The 18,729-nt window shown below is 43.8% G+C and carries 11 protein-coding genes; 9 read left to right on the forward strand and 2 right to left on the reverse strand.

Annotated elements, in window-relative coordinates; all coding sequences use genetic code 11:
• Complete coding sequence (gene ihfA, locus BB427_RS13230; protein WP_010377997.1) at positions 1 to 300, forward strand: integration host factor subunit alpha; 300 nt, start codon at positions 1 to 3, stop codon at positions 298 to 300.
• Positions 301 to 410: 110 nt separating this feature from the next.
• Positions 411 to 2,021 carry an EAL domain-containing protein gene (locus BB427_RS13235; RefSeq protein WP_069021097.1) on the forward strand — a complete coding sequence of 537 codons (1,611 nt, stop codon included), beginning with the start codon at positions 411 to 413 and terminating at the stop codon, positions 2,019 to 2,021.
• Between the two features lie 30 nt (positions 2,022 to 2,051).
• Here BB427_RS13235 and BB427_RS13240 read toward each other — a convergent pair whose 3' ends face one another.
• Positions 2,052 to 3,671 carry an alpha-glucosidase family protein gene (locus BB427_RS13240; protein ID WP_069021099.1) on the reverse strand — a complete coding sequence of 540 codons (1,620 nt, stop codon included), beginning with the start codon at positions 3,669 to 3,671 and terminating at the stop codon, positions 2,052 to 2,054.
• Positions 3,672 to 4,306: 635 nt separating this feature from the next.
• Here BB427_RS13240 and BB427_RS13245 point away from each other — a divergent pair.
• The 5 genes from BB427_RS13245 to BB427_RS13265 all read left to right on the forward strand — a co-directional run bounded on the left by BB427_RS13245 (position 4,307) and on the right by BB427_RS13265 (position 14,742).
• Entirely contained in the window at positions 4,307 to 7,165 is a 2,859-nt protein-coding gene (locus BB427_RS13245; protein WP_010378003.1) for a TonB-dependent receptor, read from the forward strand.
• A 158-nt stretch (positions 7,166 to 7,323) separates the two neighbouring features.
• Complete coding sequence (locus BB427_RS13250) at positions 7,324 to 8,838, forward strand: tryptophan halogenase family protein (RefSeq protein WP_069021101.1); 1,515 nt, start codon at positions 7,324 to 7,326, stop codon at positions 8,836 to 8,838.
• 119 nt (positions 8,839 to 8,957) lie between these two features.
• Positions 8,958 to 10,832, forward strand: coding sequence for an alpha-amylase family glycosyl hydrolase (locus BB427_RS13255; RefSeq protein WP_069021102.1), 1,875 nt, complete (start codon positions 8,958 to 8,960; stop codon positions 10,830 to 10,832).
• 3 nt (positions 10,833 to 10,835) lie between these two features.
• Entirely contained in the window at positions 10,836 to 12,335 is a 1,500-nt protein-coding gene (locus tag BB427_RS13260) for an MFS transporter (RefSeq protein ID WP_069021104.1), read from the forward strand.
• A 10-nt stretch (positions 12,336 to 12,345) separates the two neighbouring features.
• Complete coding sequence (locus BB427_RS13265) at positions 12,346 to 14,742, forward strand: glycoside hydrolase family 15 protein (protein ID WP_069021106.1); 2,397 nt, start codon at positions 12,346 to 12,348, stop codon at positions 14,740 to 14,742.
• A 135-nt stretch (positions 14,743 to 14,877) separates the two neighbouring features.
• Here BB427_RS13265 and BB427_RS13270 read toward each other — a convergent pair whose 3' ends face one another.
• Positions 14,878 to 15,897, reverse strand: a complete 1,020-nt coding sequence (locus tag BB427_RS13270; RefSeq protein WP_010378014.1) for a LacI family DNA-binding transcriptional regulator — start codon at positions 15,895 to 15,897, stop codon at positions 14,878 to 14,880.
• 317 nt (positions 15,898 to 16,214) lie between these two features.
• Between BB427_RS13270 and glk the strand changes: the two genes are divergently transcribed.
• Positions 16,215 to 17,216: a glucokinase gene (gene glk, locus BB427_RS13275; RefSeq protein WP_010378016.1), complete on the forward strand. Its 1,002-nt coding sequence runs from the start codon at positions 16,215 to 16,217 to the stop codon at positions 17,214 to 17,216.
• Positions 17,217 to 17,226: 10 nt separating this feature from the next.
• A complete protein-coding gene (locus tag BB427_RS13280) occupies positions 17,227 to 18,246 on the forward strand; it encodes a LacI family DNA-binding transcriptional regulator (protein ID WP_010378018.1) in 1,020 nt (339 codons plus the stop codon).
• Positions 18,247 to 18,729 lie beyond the last annotated feature (483 nt).

The following is an 18,729-nucleotide window of genomic DNA, read 5'->3' on the forward strand; positions in this document are numbered from 1 at the left end:
ATGGCGCTTACTAAAGCCGACATAGCTGAACACCTATTTGAAAAACTGGGGATCAATAAGAAAGATGCCAAAGACTTAGTTGAAGCGTTTTTTGAAGAAATCCGCTCAGCGCTAGAAAACGGCGAGCAAGTAAAGCTCTCTGGGTTTGGTAACTTTGACCTTCGCGACAAGAAGGAACGCCCAGGTAGGAACCCAAAAACTGGGGAAGATATTCCTATCTCTGCGCGACGCGTGGTAACTTTTAGGCCTGGCCAAAAGTTAAAAACCCGTGTTGAGGTCGGCACAAGCAAAAACTTGTAATATAAGAAAGCCTTGGTGGTGATACCAAGGCTTTTTTTATATTGAAATAGTTTTGTCACATATTCAAGCTACACTCTGCGCCTGTTTGCGTTCCGTGGAGTGAGGAGCTTATGCGAGGAGCACACTCCTTAAGCAAGTTGTTTAAGAATATCTTTATTGCTTGGTTGTCTTGCACCTTTGTATTTTCAATTGTGGCTGCCTTCACTTATGTGCATCAAAAAGAGACCGCTAAATCCAATCTTGTCACCGTAGCGAGTCGGATTGTATCTGACATCAACAAAGAGTTTGTCGTTGTAGATGATACCTTAAAACACGCCATCCACCTTTCTCCAAATTGCGACCCTGAGGGTTTACACCACATGCGTCGATTGGTTTTTGAAAACCCTGGCATGAGCGAGATAGGGATCGTAGATAGTAAAGGGAAATTGGTCTGCAATTCTTTTGGGCAACTCACTCCACCTGTGAATACCAGTGCCCCAATAAAAAAGCCCGGACTTAGATACTATGGCCCAATTATTACCGACTATTTAGAACTTCCAGCCTTTGTTTTAGCGCGCACGAGAGACGATGGTTATGAGGTAAATGTGTTGATGCCGGATCATTGGCTAAAGAGTATGCTTGATATCTCGGCTCATCATAATACCGATTTTGCTGCCTTGGTCGACAATAGCACGGGTGTGCCGGTTTTTTTAAATGGTAAATATGCTTTGCCAATCCGCCAAAAACTATTTCCAACTGCTAATAGCCGCGCAGTAGAAGGACTATTTGATGATGAAAAGGTAAAGTTTGCGTACGTTGCAGCTATTCCGAGTTTGCCGCAGATGAGCTTAATCATTGCAAAAAATGATGAGCAACTAGTGAGTCTAGGGTGGCTGTGGCTAGTACTTTGGAGTGTGTTGTATTGCGCTTCTTGGGTTGGCCTCACGTTGTTATTGATCAGCTATGACAAGCGCCAGCTAAGCAGTAAAACACAAATATTAAGAGCATTGGCAAATGATGAGTTATTTAACGTGTATCAACCTCTTGTTAATGCAGAGGTGCCATCGATAGTGGGCGTGGAAGTACTCATTCGTTGGCGTCATCCACTTGAAGGTGTGCTCGGTCCCGCTTACTTTGTGCCAGAGGCTGAGCGTGATGGTACTATTTTAGATATCTCGATAGCGCAAGTCGAAAATGCTGTGCGAGATTTGACGGACATCTTAGCCGCTCAGCCAGACTTTAAGGTGTCTTTTAACGTTAATGGTTTACTTCTGGGCTCTAAACGCTATATCGATGCCTTACTTGCTGCAAAAAACCAAATATCCTCGTTGACTATTGAATTAACCGAGCGTGATGTGCTGACGCAGGCTCAAACGAAAACGGTACTCACCGAGCTCAAACGTGCTGGAATAGAAATCGCGATTGATGATTTTGGTACGGGGTATAGTGGTTTGCAGTACTTACAAAGTTTTCCGATCGACCTGCTGAAAATAGATCAGAGCTTTGTTGCATCAATTGGCCTTGATACTTTGCAATCCCCGGTGTTATCGGCAGTGATTGATATGGCGGAAAAGCTGGATAAAAAACTGATTGCTGAAGGGGTAGAAACCCAAGCTCAAGCTCGTTATCTCAAAAGTCGAGGGGTGAATGTGCATCAAGGTTGGCTTTATTTCAAAGCACTGGAATTGCCGCAACTACAGCGTGAGATAGGTAAAGTGTTAGATAACAAAAGAGCGGCTTAACCGCTCTTATTTAATTACAAGGCCCAACTATTATACTACTTCAGCGAAGTAGCAACCAAATGCATCAAGAGTTAGTACATTTGCGCTTGCCGTGCCACTTAGGTGCTTCAGGTCACACTGTGTTAATGCAACTTCAGGAAGTGTCACGCTTTGTTGAGTAGCTGCTAAGTTGAATGCGCACAGCAGTGTCTGGGTTTGTGTTTTACGGTAAAAAGCTAACACCGGCTCTGGGGTATCAATAAACTCAATGTCACCTGTTTTTAGTGCAGGTTGCGCATTTCTCCACTGTAAAAAGGCTTGATAGTAGCTGAGCGTTGAATTGCTATCTACTGCTTGTTCGTCTACTGCTCGTAGAGCATGTGCTTCAGAAACTGGTAACCAAGGCTTAGACTCTGAGAAGCCAGCATTGGTTTTTTCCTTCGTCCACGGAAGCGGCGTTCTACAGCCATCACGGCCTTTAAAGTTTGGCCAAAAGGTAATGCCATATGGGTCCTGCAGCTCTTCGAAGGCAACGGCGGCTTCGCCAAGTCCTAATTCTTCGCCTTGATACATACAGACGCTACCGCGCAATGAACCGAGAAGGGCGGTTAGCATTTTTACCTGTGTATCGTTTACCTTGCCATCTACACTCCAGCGACTTGCTACCCGTTCTACATCGTGATTTGCAAACGCCCAACATGGCCAACCTTCGGTCATGACTGACTCTAGGCGAGAAACCGTTTCTCTGATGTACTTTGCACTGTAGTCGTTAGTTAGGAGCTCAAAGCTATAACCCATGTGTAGCTTGTTACCATCGGCCGTGTACTCTGCCATTGTTTGCAAAGAGTCTTCTGAGCTTATCTCACCTAAGCTAACTGTGCCTGGGTATCTATCTAATAAGGCACGGATCTCTTCCATGAACAGTAAGTTTTCAGGTTGCGTATTGTTGTAATAATGGTACTGAAAAGCATAAGGATTGTCTTCGCTAAAGCCACGACCTTGACGAAGCTCAATAGGCTTAGCTGGATTATCCCTAAGCTGCTTATCGTGAAAACAGAAGTTGATAGCATCTAGTCTAAATCCATCAACACCTTTTTTAAGCCAAAATTCGACGTTGTCTAGTACGGCTTTACGTACTTCAGGGTGATGAAAGTTAAGATCCGGCTGCTCAGTGAGGAAGTTATGCAGGTAATATTGGCAGCGTCTAGGCTCCCACTGCCAGGCAACACCACCAAAAATGGATAGCCAATTGTTTGGTGGACTGCCATCTGGATTGGCATCGGCCCATACATACCAATCTGCTTTGTCGTTTGTTTTGTCTTCACGACTTTCGACAAACCAAGGGTGTTGATTTGAAGTATGACTAAGTACCTGATCAATAATGATCTTAATATCACGGTTATGTGCTTCGCTGATAAGCGTGTCAAAATCGTCGAGTGTACCAAACATAGGATCTATATCGCGATAGTCGCTAATATCATAGCCAAAGTCTTTCATTGGCGATTTAAAAAATGGTGAAATCCATACCGCATCAACACCAAGCGACTTAATGTAGTCTAGTCGCTGAATAATCCCCTGTAAGTCGCCAATACCATCTGCATTACTGTCCTGAAAGCTACGCGGATATATTTGATAGATAACCGCGCCTTTCCACCATTCATTATTTGCCATGCACTTTCTCCAGGCTATGTGCGTGTTTGTTCTGTGGCGGTGCTGAGTATCAAGTAAATACTATGCTGGGCACTTTCACCACTAATTTTGCCAAAGAATACGTCATGCTCATGGGGCTGTAAAAAACCTGCATACGTATGCAGGTTTTGTTGGGTAAATTTATGATAAGTCATTTACATAATTTTATTTTATAAAATAAATTTACCAATATTGGCCTTTAAAAAGGAATAAGCAGACAAATAAAGCTTTTCGAGAGAGAACTTTTGGTAAGACCAATTTAACTTGGGTATGACTAGTGATGACATGTTGAGGATATTTTGATGCTCAGCCGACAATAATAGCCCATGAAAGTTAAGATTTAGTGAAATTAAAGCAGGTAAATAAATGCCGTCGGTCTTATGACCTTAACTAATAAAAATATATATTTATCATAAGGTTGGGTTTTATTCCTGTAAAAAGCCTGTAAATTTCGTTGAAATGCACTAGCTTTGAATACGTATGCATAAAGTTGTTTACAAATTTAATCAGCCGCTAGTATTTGACTGACAACAACTGTGCTCGTTTGTTTTTTCATCATTTTGCACGCCTGATGAACAAATCGCACAATATAATATGGTTAATTGGGATAAAACATTATGTCTAAGTTCAAACCGAGTATGCTAACGCTTGCGCTGATTGCTGCGGGTGTGAGCCATGCTGCTCCTGTTGAAGATAACACTGCTAATAATGAAGAAAATAACGTTGAGGTGATCGAAGTTCGAGGTATCTCGCGCAGTATCATCGCCTCAATCGATAAAAAAAGATTTAGCGACACCATTGCAGAAGTAGTTGATGCTGGAGACTTAGCTTCCTTACCTGACGTGTCAATCGCTGACTCGCTAAGCCGTCTACCTGGGATCACCGCGGTAAGAGCAAGTGGGCAATCTTCGCAACTTAATATTCGCGGGATGAACGGCGACTTTATTCAAACCACATTAAACGGACGTGAGCAGGCGAGTACCAGTGGATATACCGCAGGTAGTCGCTGGATTTCATTCGACCAATATCCGTCAGAATTAATTAATCAAGCCGCAGTGTATAAATCACCAAAAGCATCGCTGATTGAAGGTGGTGTTGCGGCTACGGTTGAACTTAAAACGGCAAACCCTCTCGATGCTGAAAAAGAACATAATTTTAATTCTTCGGTAAGATATTCCTACAATGATGCAGCGTCAGATGTAGGCGCGGATTCAACAGGCGAACGTATTAGTTTTTCATACCGAGGTAAATTCCTAAATGAGACACTTGGTTTTGCTATTGGTGGGGCGTATCTAAACCAACCAAATAACGCAATTGATATCTCAGCGCATGCTCCTACACGCTCTCAGGATTTTGATGGCGATGGTACTGAAGAGCGCTCAGTCAATGGCTTTCAATATCGCTCAGCCAAAGGCAGCGATGAAAGACTTGGCCTGTTAAGCACCTTGGTGTATCAGCCAACAGACGCATTCAAAGTACAATTTGATTATTTCCATTCTAAGTTTGAATCGGAAGATAAAAAGAGCGGCTTAAATATTGAAGGGTTTTCAAAAGATATTAACTCGTTGTATACGGTTGACAATGCAGTTGTTAAAGATGGTTTTCTAGTCGCTGGGGATGTAACTATTACGGATCCCAATGGCCCATGGGTTGAGATGCGCTCTGAAGACCAATCAACGGACTCAACCACCGACAGCTTTGGCTTAAACTTGCAATACACGACAGATTCGTGGGAATTAAAGTTCGACTGGGCTCATAGTGAAGGGGAAAAAACGCGTAGAGATATGATTGCTTCAATGCATGCATACGAGTACGGTACGTCTACACTGGAAGATGGAACATTAGTTAACACCTGGCAAGAATTAAGAAATCAAACGTTTTCTTTTGAACAAAGAGAGAAAGATTCACCACTGTTAACACTTGGCAACGGGTATACCGACCTATCTAATATGCGACTGGGTGATTGGGAACAATTCCCTCACAAGTACACAGACGAGTTAGATAGCGTTAAAGTTGATTTTAAATATTTTATTGAGAACAGCTTTATTTCTTCGATTGAAGTTGGTGCACGTTGGTCAGACCGAGAATTTACGGATCAACGCTCTACATTTAGATGGGGCGCACGCGAAGGTCAAAATGGTTATCAGTTACCAGATGGCACTATCGTCACGAACAAAGGCTGTGAATTTAATGATCAGAACCACCCGTGTATTCCTCACGATTTGACGGGATATGTTTCGGTTAGAGATACTCGAGGCTTCCAATACTTGGAATTAGACCTTGAAGGTATCGCTAACGAAGTATTTGGTCCGGGTAATTATGAGGCGCAACAAACTTGGGGCCACAATTGGACGCTCATTGAAAGTGGAGCTGTTCGAGAAGAAGTATTAGCCGGTTATATTATGGCAAATATAGATACCGAAATTGCCGACATACCAGTGACGGGTAATTTTGGCGTTCGAGTAGTAAGAACTGATACGAAATCAATAGGCATTCAACAGATCCAAGGTGATGAAGTTGGTGACTCAATTATCGATGACAATGGCGTTGAAAGAACCGATTATCGCCATGTTAATTATGGTCCTGAGTATACAGACACATTGCCTTCACTAAACCTCAATTTCAGAGTGAGTGACACAGACCAAATTAGGTTTGCAGCAGCAGAAGTTATTGGCCGTCCACCTGTCTACCAGCTTAGAGGTGGTGCTGGTTCTTGGGCTGACACCGCAAATGATGGTACTAGTCCTCGTTATAATGTGTGGTCAAAAGGTAACCCAAATTTAGACCCGTTTAGAGCGACTCAAATTGATTTATCTTATGAGCGTTACTTTGAAGATGGTGGTGCTTTTGTTGCCGCGATATTCTGGAAAGATATTGAATCTTTGATTGAAAGTATCACTTATCAAGAAGGTGAGGTTGACTGGGCTGATATTGGCCTAGAGGTTCCTGATGGATTTGTTGCAGGTCAATACCAAACGACTCAGAATAATGATCAAGGTGGATACATAAGAGGTATTGAGCTTGCTTATACCACGATGTTTGATAATTTACCGGGCGTCTTTTCAGGCTTAGGTTTTAACGCTAACTATTCATATACTGAGAGCGAAACAACGGTAGATGGCGGTGGTAACTTCCCTGATCAGCAATTGCCACTCCCAGGTCTATCAAAAAATGTTTGGAGTGCTACGGTATTTTGGAACATAGACTCGTTCACAACACACCTGAATATCCGTTACCGTGATGAGTATGTGTATGAAGGGGCTTCACCTGGTGGCTCTTCTCTAGCTTGGGCTGATGAATATACTGTGGTTGATTGGCAGGCATCGTACAACTTTGAGAATGGTTTGGAAGCCGTCTTACAGGTTAATAACCTAACTGATGAGCCAAATACCACTAACTATGGTACTGCACTTGCCACTGGTGAGTACAAAGAGTTTGGTCGCCAGTATTATTTAGGGTTTAACTATAGCTTCTAATTAGTCGCAAGCATCCATGGCCACCAAAGTAACACCTGCTTTGGTGGCTTTTTTATAATCGCTCATAGCGCAATGAGTGGTTATCATCAATTATCTAAATTGATATGTTTGGTTCACTTTCAATACGTGGTTTTTAATAGGTTTAAGGTGCGAAGGCGATGAAAAGTCAGAAAATAGTGATTTTAGGCGGTGGAACTGCAGGTTGGATGGCCGCAAATATGATGGCAAAAAGCTGGGCAGATAAAGCGATAGAAATCACTGTGGTTGAATCTTCTAGCATCGGGACTATTGGTGTTGGTGAAGGGTCTACTCCGCAGTTCAAAGGATTTATGGACTATTTAGGTATCTCGGAAGCCGAGTGGATGCCGGCTTGTAATGCGACCTATAAAAATGGCATTCGGTTTATAGATTGGTCGACAAAACCTGGGTTTTCTAGCTATTTTCACCCATTTCCTGCACAACCAGATGACTACAGTGCACCGGCTTTTTTTCATAACAGCTTTGTTCGGCGTAAGGCGATTGACGTAGAAGGCCACCCAGACCACTTTTTTTTAGCGACTCACTTGGCTGATTTAAATAAATCCCCAATTGCTGCAGAAAGCTTCCCATTCGAAATTAATTATGGTTATCACTTTGACTCAGCATTGCTTGGCCAGTTGTTGGCTCGCAAAGCGGCTGAGTTTAATGTAAAACACATTGATGCCACAATTACCGACGTTCGGAAACACCTTGATGGTGATATTGCGGCACTGATAACGTCTGATGGTACAGAAATCGCTGGTGATATTTTTATTGACTGCTCGGGCTTCAAAAGTTTACTGCTACAACATACTTTAGGTGTGGGTTTTGAGTCATTCGAGTCCAATTTATTTAACGACGCTGCGGTCGTTATACCTACCAAGCAACTTGACACTATTCGCTCCGAAACACAATCTGTTGCGCGTCAATTTGGGTGGTCTTGGCACATTCCACTAACGAACCGTATCGGCAATGGTTATGTTTATAGTCAGCGTTACTGCGATGCGGATCAAGCAGAAACTGAGCTAAGGGCTGCTTTGGGTTTGTTGGACTCAGAAGTAGAAGCTCGGCATATAAAAATGAAAGTCGGGCAAGTTAAAGCGCATTGGAGTAAAAACTGCATAGCGATTGGTTTATCTCAGGGCTTCATAGAGCCATTAGAAGCAACCGCTTTGCATATAGTCCAAGAAACCGTTCAAAGTTTCATTGAATGCTACCAAGATGCGGATTTTACCGATGGTAACAGAGATAAACACAACCGCACCTTGAGCGAACGGTATCAGGCTATTCGAGACTATATCGTCGCTCATTATCGTGTCAATAGTCGTACTGACACCAACTACTGGCTTGATAATGCCAACAATAACCACTTATCGCGGTCACTCTATCAAATTTTACAGACTTGGGTTTCTGGTAACAACTTATCGGATGAATTAGTTCGCCAAAATGTCGAGCAATATTACCCTTCAGTCAGCTGGCATTGTTTATTGGCGGGTTATGGTATCTACCCAGAACAAGCTCAGCTTAAGTCAGGTAATGCCCTAGCAAACCAACATAACATCGAAAAAGTGAATGACTTCATCAGACGATGTGGATTGAATTTTAAAGATCACCGAATGGAGCTAGAAAGCTTTGTGGCAAATGTTCACAAGTAACTTGGTATTAATCGTTATAAATAAAATCTAATCAAGGGTCTTTCTGAATACATATGTAATGGGTTCAGTACGTTCGTTTACGCAAGTAGACTCTTTTAAAACAGCATTATGACAACACTATGAAAAATAAATCTCTACTATTGGCTGTGTCAGCGCTTTTGGGTGGTGCAGTAAGTTTAAGTGGCTGTGGCCCCAAGCCAGTTGATAAAAAAACCGAACAAATGACATTGCAATCGGAAGTGGCGCCAGTGAGCAAACCCGTTGTTTATCAAGTATTCACAAGGCTCTTTGGCAATACTAAAACAGAGAACAAACCTTGGGGAACGCTAGAGGAAAACGGCGTAGGCAAGTTTTCTGATTTTACTCCTACGGCATTACAACAAATTAAGGCGATGGGTGTGACCCATGTTTGGTATACCGGCGTGCTCCATCACGCAGTAGTGACGGATTATAGCAAGTATGGGATCAGCCAAGATGATCCTGATGTTGTAAAAGGCAGAGCGGGTTCACCTTATGCAATAAAAGATTACTACAACGTTAACCCTGATCTTGCGAATGATCCTTCTGCACGACTGGCTGAATTTGAAGCCTTAATCAAACGCACACATGACGCCGGCTTAAAAGTGATCATTGATATTGTGCCAAACCATGTCGCTCGTAACTATGAGTCACTCGGTGCGCCGAAAGGAACTGTTGATTTTGGCGCGAATGACGACACGCAAGTTGCATATGCTAGGGACAACAACTTTTATTACGTGGTTGGTGAGGAATTTACAGTACCAACGAGTGAAGGCTATCAGGTGTTAGGTGGTGGATCTCATTCATTGGCGGATGGCAAATTTGCAGAAAATCCAGCAAAGTGGACCGGTAACGGTGCTCGTGCAGCAAAGCCTGATATTAATGATTGGTATGAAACCGTCAAAGTGAATTACGGCGTGAAGCCTGACGGTAGCTACGATTTCGACCGCTTGCCTGACGATTATGCTCAGCAAGATTACCGTGCGCACTTTGAATTTTGGCAACACAAGCAATTGCCAGATAGTTGGTACAAATTTCAAGCCATTACGCACTTTTGGTTAGAAAAGGGCGTAGACGGTTTCCGTTACGATATGGCGGAAATGGTGCCAGTAGAGTTTTGGAGCTTCTTAAACTCGTCGATTAAAACAAAAAATCCTGAAGCTTTCTTGCTTGCTGAAGTCTATAACCCCACTTTATATCGCCCGTATATCAAGCAAGGGAAGATGGATTACCTCTACGACAAAGTGGGTTTCTACGATACCTTGAAGGCGTTAATGCAAGGCAAAGGTAGTGCCCAAGCCGTGTTGGATATGCATCAATCGGTAGCCGATATTGCCCCCCATATGTTGCACTTTTTAGAAAACCATGATGAGCAGCGTATCGCAAGCCCTGACTTTGTAGGCGATCCGCTAAAAGGTAAACCCGCTATGGTGGTTAGTCACCTAATAAGCACAGCGCCATCGATGATCTATTTTGGACAAACATTAGGGGAGGACGGCTCTGAGCAGGCGGGGTTCGGCAGTCCAAGCAGAACCAGTATCTTTGACTATATTGGTGTACCCGAACATCAAAAATGGATGAATAAAGGGAAATTTGATGGCGCGCTACTTTCAAATGAGCAAAAGGCACTTCGTAATTACTACGTCAAATTACTCAATCTAGCAAAGCAGCCGGCAATTGCGGCTGGTGAATACCTGCAAGTCTTCCTGAGTGCTGAGATGCCAAGCAATGCTGAAACAGTCATGGCATTTGGCCGTAAATTAGGTCAACAAAAGCTGTTGGTCGTGAGCAACTTTAATGCAGAGCAAGAACAAATAGTCACCGTAAATCTGCCTAAAGAGTGGGATGGTGTTTATAACGATATTTTAGAGTCACACCCGACTTTACAATTACAACCAACAACTGATGGCGAGCACGCCAACGCAACGATTACGCTAGCACCGCTTGCCAGCGTGGTTTATCAATTAGAGAAGTAACCTATGCAACAAGAACAACAAAAACCACAACTCAGTTTTTGGCAGATATGGAATATGTGCTTTGGGTTTCTTGGGATCCAATTTGGTTTTGCACTGCAAAACGGCAATGTGAGTCGTATTTTTCAAACCCTCGGTGCTAAGGTCGATGACATCCCTATTTTGTGGGTTGCAGCGCCCTTAACTGGTTTAATCGTGCAGCCAATTATCGGCTACTGGAGTGATAGGACATGGGGAAGACTTGGACGTAGAAGACCATTTTTCTTGTGGGGGGCTATTCTCACCACGCTATCGCTTTTCATCATGCCCAATTCTCCAACGCTTTGGATTGCGGCGGGTATGCTGTGGATCATGGATGCGTCTATTAACGTCACGATGGAGCCGTTTAGAGCATTAGTAGGTGATAATCTGAATGAAAAGCAACGTGCTACAGGGTATGCGATGCAGAGCTTTTTCATTGGTGTTGGTGCCGTGGTCGCGTCTGCGCTGCCTTGGATGATGACCAATTGGTTTGAGGTGAGTAACACAGCTCCTGCAGGACAAATCCCTGACTCGGTAAAATACGCATTTTACTGGGGGGGAGCTATTTTGTTCATCTCCGTATTGTGGACGATTCTAAAAACGAAAGAATATAGCCCTGAACAACTCGCAGCCTTTGAACAAGCGCAAACAAATACGCAAAGCGCAACACTGTCAGACCTACCTGTGAACTTTTTAAAAGGCAGTGCGGTGAGCGGTTTCATTGGCGTTATTGTGTTGCTTGCCGTTGCACTTCTTGGCCTTGAAAAAGAGCTTTATTTGCTCAGTGGGCTGCTTATCGCTTTTGCAATTGTATTTGTCATTGCGCATGTGATGCAGCAAAAACAGCGTATAAGTAATGGTTTTTATCATGTTATTTTTGACCTATTTACGATGCCAAAGACCATGCAGCAGCTTGCTGTGGTGCAGTTTTTTAGCTGGTTTTCGCTATTTGCCATGTGGATCTATACCACCTCAGCGGTGACGAGCCATCACTATGGTACGTCAGATGTAACGAGCAAGCTTTATAACGACGGTGCTGATTGGGTCGGGGTGTTATTTGCAGCCTACAATGGCTTTGCTGCTATTGCTGCGATGGTGATCCCATTCATGGTTAAGCGCATCGGCCTCAAAGGGGCACATGCAGCTAACTTGTTTTTTGGTGCAGTGTCTTTAATTAGCTTCAAATTTATTGGTGATCCCACATTACTTTGGTTGCCAATGGTGGGCATTGGCTTTGCTTGGGCATCTATTTTGTCATTACCTTACGCGATGTTAAGTAACGCTTTGCCAAGCAACAAAATGGGTGTATTTATGGGGATCTTTAACTTTTTTATCGTGATCCCACAATTACTCGCAGCCAGTATTCTAGGTCTAATTCTGCGTCATGGTTTTGATAACCAACCGATATTCGCACTCGTCATCGGAGGCGTGTCATTTTTACTCGCTGCATTAGCTGTTTCAAGAGTCACGATAAAGGCTCAATAAGGAGAACGAGATGATTAAACTATCAACAATCGCACTTGCCTTGGTAAGTGCTGGCCTCGTGGGTTGCGGATCACAGCAATCTGGCAATGAAACCCTGACGGCACCAGGTGCACCTGGCGTTAAACCTTATTGGTCATACTCTGGAAAAACGGGGATAGGTACATCGTATGAAGCCTACGAAGACGGCAAGTACAGCGATTCTACGGTTACTAAAGCAGTTTCAAAGGTATGGTTTTCTGTTGCAAAAGGGATGATCACAGAGACCATGTTTGGACTTATTCACCAAGCGCAGATCAAAGACATGCAATTTATCATCGTGGGTGAGGGCTTTGCAGTGAAAGAATCTGATACTGACGCCCTTGATGTCACGATTGACTATCTTTATAAAGATGCCAGTGGACGACCGTTATCGCTGGCTTACAAAATTTTAAGCAAAGATAAACAAGGTCGCTTTACCCTTGAAAAGCACATTTTTACCGACCCTGATGGACAAACCTTGTTTGTTAGAGCAAAAGTAGACAGTGCTCTAAAAGATGTACAGACTTTTGTGAACGTTAATCCATACGTGAATAACAATGGCTTAAACGATTTTGCGAAAGTGACAGAACAAGGTCTGTTAGCATGGGAAGGTAAGAACTATCTCTCTTTGCAGAGCAAAACCGGCTTTGTTGAAGCATCTGTTGGTTTTACTGGCACCAGCGATAATATAGCGGCACTTGAGTCTACAGGACATATAGCTCGGGCTTATGCGTCTACAGGTAAAGAGAGTGGCAACGTTAATTGGTTGGCAAACTTAGGGCAAGTAAAGGGCAGCAGCACCTTTGACCTTACCTTGAGTTTTGGTCATTCTCAGCAGCAGAGCTTTGCTGAGGGGGCTGCCACATTAGCCAAAGGTTACGATAAGGTACTGGCTGATTATAATGGCCAAGGCGAAGCGACGGGCTGGCAAGATTATCTCGACAGTTTAGTGCCGCTAAAGTCCATGACGGCAAATACCGCAGACAACGGCAAGTTACTTTACACCAGTGCGCTTGTGCTTAAGGCGCAAGAAGATAAAACCCATGCCGGCGCGCTGATAGCATCGTTGTCAAATCCGTGGGGTGACACAGTGCCAGCAGAGCAAGGCCATACCGGTTATAAAGCAGTATGGGTGCGTGATTTTTATCAAGTAGCGATGGCATTTTTGGCGATGGGAGATACACAAACAGCACTCACTGCTTTTGAGTATCTAGAAAAAGTGCAAGTTACGGATAAAACACCGGGTAACCATGGTGATACTGGCTGGTTCTTACAAAAAACGCATGTAGATGGCGAGCTTGAGTGGGTTGGTGTACAACTTGACCAAACGGCAATGCCGATTATGCTGGCATGGAAACTATGGCAAGCGGGTGTGCTAAGCGATGATAGACTGGTTTATTGGTACAATAAGATGTTAAAGCCTGCGGCTAATTTCTTAGTTGAAGGTGGACTGGCTAAAATCTTGTGGAATGACACGCAAATCACACCGCCTGCGACGCAACAAGAGCGTTGGGAAGAGCAAAATGGCTATTCACCATCGACTACCGCGGCAATCATTGCAGGCCTGGTGACGGCGAGCGACATTGCTAAATTGGCCGGTGATAAAGCGGGACAAGAGAAATTCCTTGCGACGGCGCAGCAGTACAATCGTGATGTTGAGTCATTCATGTTCACAACCAAAGGGAGTCTGCAAAGCAAACACAGTGACGGTCAATATTTCTTCCGTATTGGACAAGACGAAAACCCTAATTCCAGTACGACTTTAAATGCCAATAATGGCCGCAGCGGAATGGATAAGAAGCAGATCATCGACGGTGGCTTTTTAGAACTTGTGCGTTACGGGGTTAGAGGGGCTGACGCCCCGAGTATTGTGGCTACCATACCTGAATACGATGATGAGTCGATAGCTGAAAATTTAAGAGTAAAATATAGCTTTAAATTTGATGGTGATGTTAATAGTTATCCGGGGTACCGCCGTTACGGTAACGACGGTTATGGTGAAGACGAGAAGCGTGGTATCAATTATGCCGAAAATGGTCAGAATACCGATGGTCAACGCGGTCGAGTGTGGCCTTTCTTTACCGGAGAGCGTGGCCACTATGATATTGCGCTGGCGCTGCTTGATGGTGAGTTAAGTGCGGATGAACAGAGCAAAATACAAAATACCTATGTGAAGGGGATGGAGCACTTTGCTAATGAAGGCATGATGTTACCAGAGCAAGTATGGGATGGTGTGGGCAAAAATACCTTTGGTTATCAACTTGGCGAAGGAACCAACTCGGCGACGCCTTTGGCTTGGACACATGCTGAATACGTAAAGTTAGTACGCTCTCTTAATGAAAAACAAGTGTGGGATCACTACCCAATCGTAGAAAGTAAACTGAAATAACAAGCAGTAAGTAAACACATAAAAAATGCCGAAGATGAGTTCGGCATTTTTTATTCGATTCCGCTGAAGATCTAGGGCCTGTTTATCTTTCAAGTTTGTTTTTGCAGCAAACAGCAAAGGTCAAACAGGCCCTAGCTATCGCGAAGATTGTCTAATAATAAGTTTGGGCGGCAAGAGAGTAGAGGCTACTGCTTCACCTCGGATAAGCGTAAGTAAGTTATCGACCAGCATTTGTCCTGCCAATGTGGTGTTTTGCTGCACAGTAGTTAAAGAGGGAGAAACATAACCCGCTGCAGCAATGTTATCAAAGCCAACGACATGCACATCATGAGGCACGCGAACGCCTGCTTCTTGAAGCGCCTTAATCGCGCCAATAGCAATGAGATCGCTAGCTGCGAAAAGCGCGTTAAATTTAACATTGTTGGCGATTAAGGAGCGAGTTGCATGATAGCCAGAGTCTTCTGTGGAAATCGCATTTGCCATTTTACGGTCGCTCACCTCGATACCTTTTGCTTTAAGGGTGTCTCTAAAGCCTTTAAAGCGCGCAAAAAATTCTGGGCTGTGATCCGAAGCATCGCCAATAAACGCACAATCTGTTCTGACCATGTCAATTAAATGCTTTGCAGCCAATACACCACCACCGTAATTGTCGCAGCTCACAGTTAGGTCTGGACGGTTATCAACCGTTGCCCCCCAACAAACAAACTTTGTGTGGTTGTCGAGTAGAGTTTGTAACTTTGACTGGTAATCGATGTAATCACCATAACCTAGTAAAATTAACCCGTCAGCACGGTGACTATCCTCGTAATCGGCATGCCAATCACTGCTCGTCGATTGGAACGATACTAAAAGGTCATAGCCTTCTTTTGCACACGCTCGGGTAATACTGCCAAGCATACTTAAAAAGAAAGGATTAATTTGTGACTCGTCTTCTGTGGGATCTTCAAATAACAGCAAAGCTAATGTACTGCTTTGCTGAGTGCGCAGATTACTCGCGTTTTTATCGACCTTATAATTAAGCTTTTTAGCAATCTCATGAACGCGACGACGAGTTTCTTCGTTAACCAAAGGGCTATTTCTTAGGGCACGCGACACCGTAGATTGCGAAACGCCAGCATAATGGGCGATATCAAATGAAGTTGCTTTACCTTTCATGTTCTTCTCAACGCTTAAGACAGTGACATTGTCAGCCATTCAATTTTTTTTTCAACCAATTTCACCGAATTTGCAAATTTTTATTGATACAGTCTGACACCGGTGTCATAATGTCGATGTTTTATCATTTTGTTGTCAAAACGTATTTGGCTGCCCTATGCCAAGGGCAGCATTTTTTACCAAATTAACAGAATAACAGGTAAGAGCAAAAGCCAAGGCGTGCAAATTTTGGCGAGTTAAGACAGTAAATTGCAGGACGTGTGCTGGCAGCCCTGATGTTAGCCCAAGCATAATCGCAGTGATAAAGAGATAATAATATGAGCCAGACAACAAGCCATTCATCCGTGCCGTTTGAGCCGATTGTCGTTGCCGACATCGGGGGAACAAACGCCAGATTTGCAATCGTGTCAGATTTTGATACGCGAACTAACCATTTTGTAATTACGCATCAAGCCACTTTTCCTAGTGCCGAGTTCCAGTCTTTTGAATCCGCTATCCAAAAATATTTAACTGAGCTACCTGTTGCGCAGCCAAGCCGAGCCTGTCTCGCGGTTGCCGGTCCTATCAAATCTCAGCAAGTTCATTTAACTAATTTAGGTTGGCATTTTAATTCCGAAGACATCAAAGCCCAGTTCGATTTTACCGAACTTGCCGTGATCAACGACTTTGCTGCCTTTGCCTATGCGGCGCCCTACTTAGCACTAGAGAAAAACCTAGTGATTAAGCAAGGTCAGCCTGAGCTAGGTGCAAATATCGGCGTAATGGGTCCTGGCACTGGATTTGGTGCAGCTTGTCTTGCTAGAGATATTAACGGCAGCGCGGTGATGAGCTGTGAAGCGGGACATATCTCACTTGCACCGGTTACCGCCTTAGACAAAGAGCTGTTAACGGTACTGCGCGCGAGTATTCAACATGTCTCAGTCGAGACGGTGTTTTCAGGCCCAGGTATTGCGAGACTCTACAAAGCCATGGCAGAAGTGCGTGGTGAGCAAGCTAAAGATCTGAATGCGGCGCAGATCAGTGCACTTGCGAAAGAATGTAAAGTGTGCGATGCGACATTGAGTCACTTTTGTGACTGGATGGGGAGTGTGGCTGGCGATTTAGCACTGACTTTTGGTGCCTTAGGTGGTGTTTATATAGGTGGTGGGATCTTGCCGCGGATGAAAGAGCGATTACAAGCAAGTAGCTTTGTTGAACGCTTTACCGAAAAAGGCATGATGTCACAGTACACGAGCCAAATTCCAGTTACTTTGGTGGTACAAGATAATATCCCACTGATTGGCGCAGCTGCATGTATTCATGAGCGACGCCGGGCTTAAGGGAAAATCGATGAAAAAAGTAACTATTAATAGCGTTGCCGAATATGCCGGAGTGTCTAAAAAGACAGTATCTCGGGTATTAAATAACGAGCCAAATGTTAGTCCAGCAACGCGGGAAAAAGTCCTGAAGGTCTTTGAAGAGCTGAATTATAAGCCTAATCCTATTGCACGCGGTTTGGCACAAAATCGTAGCTTTATCATCGGTTGTTTATACGACAACCCATCAAAAAGCTATATCACGCGAGTGCAAAGTGGTGCGCTGGAAGCGTGCCAGAAGCATAGTTACAATTTATTGATACATCCTTGTGAACTGCGCGGCCAAGACCTTATCGACAATGTTGATCAGCTGCTTACCACATCGAGACTTGACGGTATTGTGCTTACTCCGCCGTTTTCAGACTCCAACGAGCTTATTGCTTTTTTAAAGCAGCGTAATATTCCTTATGCACGCGTTGCTTCAGCCATTGAAGGCGATGACTCGATTTCAATTCGCAGTAATGACGAGCAGGGCGCTTTTGAGTTAACTGAGCATCTGATCAATTTAGGTCATACCGAAATTGCCTTTATTAAAGGTCACCCTGATCACAGTGCCACAGAAAATCGTTTCTCTGGATACCAAAAAGCACTAGCGAAGCATGGTATTGAATATCGAGAGCGATTAGTTGCAGAAGGTAACTTTAGTTATCACTCAGGTGCAGACAGTGCAAAAGCCATATTGGACTTAGAGCCAAGACCAACGGCCGTATTTGCATCAAACGACTACATGGCTGCGGCCGTGTTAAAACTTGCTACGCAGCGAGAGATCAAAGTACCCGAGCAGCTATCTATTGCTGGGTTTGATAACGCACCTATCGCAAGGCATATTTGGCCGGGTCTGACGACGATAGCACAACCTGTGGAAGAAATGACTCGGATAGCGGTAGAAGAGCTGATTAAGCATATATCTCAGCCGCAAGAAGCACCGTTTCAGCAAGTTTTAGAAGCTAAACTCATCACTCGAGAGTCGACGAAAGCGCGCTCGAATTCATAACTTTTTCAATTTTTATACTTGCCCCAAAGCCCAACGCATAGCCGTTGGGCTTTTTATTTTCGCAGCGACTAGGGAAAACGTTGCGGACTAGATAAATGCGCAGATTTATGTCGCGATAATCAGGCTCGCTGACCCAGCGATTAAAGGCCATGTTACCAAGTTAAGGCTCATTGATAACTTTGCTATCAAATAATGATTTCGCTCAATCATTAATATTATTCTTTTTGTCATAATAATTACTAATAAAATCAGTTAGGTAATGATTTTAAGACTGCAGATATCGGCAAAGTTTTAAGTGGTTATAATTTGGTCATTTTAAAAAGTTAGACTAAATTTATAAGAAGGGTTGACACCGGTGTCAGCTTTATGCGTAAATATAGTGACACCGGTGTCAGGTTGGGGTGAGAGACAACCTGATAGCGTACCTTTGAACGGGTAAATCAAAGCAGCTCTGTACAAGGATTACCACGAATGCTGGTAATC

It is taken from the genome of Pseudoalteromonas sp. BMB, from assembly GCF_001709235.1.
Taxonomy (GTDB): Bacteria; Pseudomonadota; Gammaproteobacteria; order Enterobacterales; family Alteromonadaceae; genus Pseudoalteromonas; species Pseudoalteromonas maricaloris.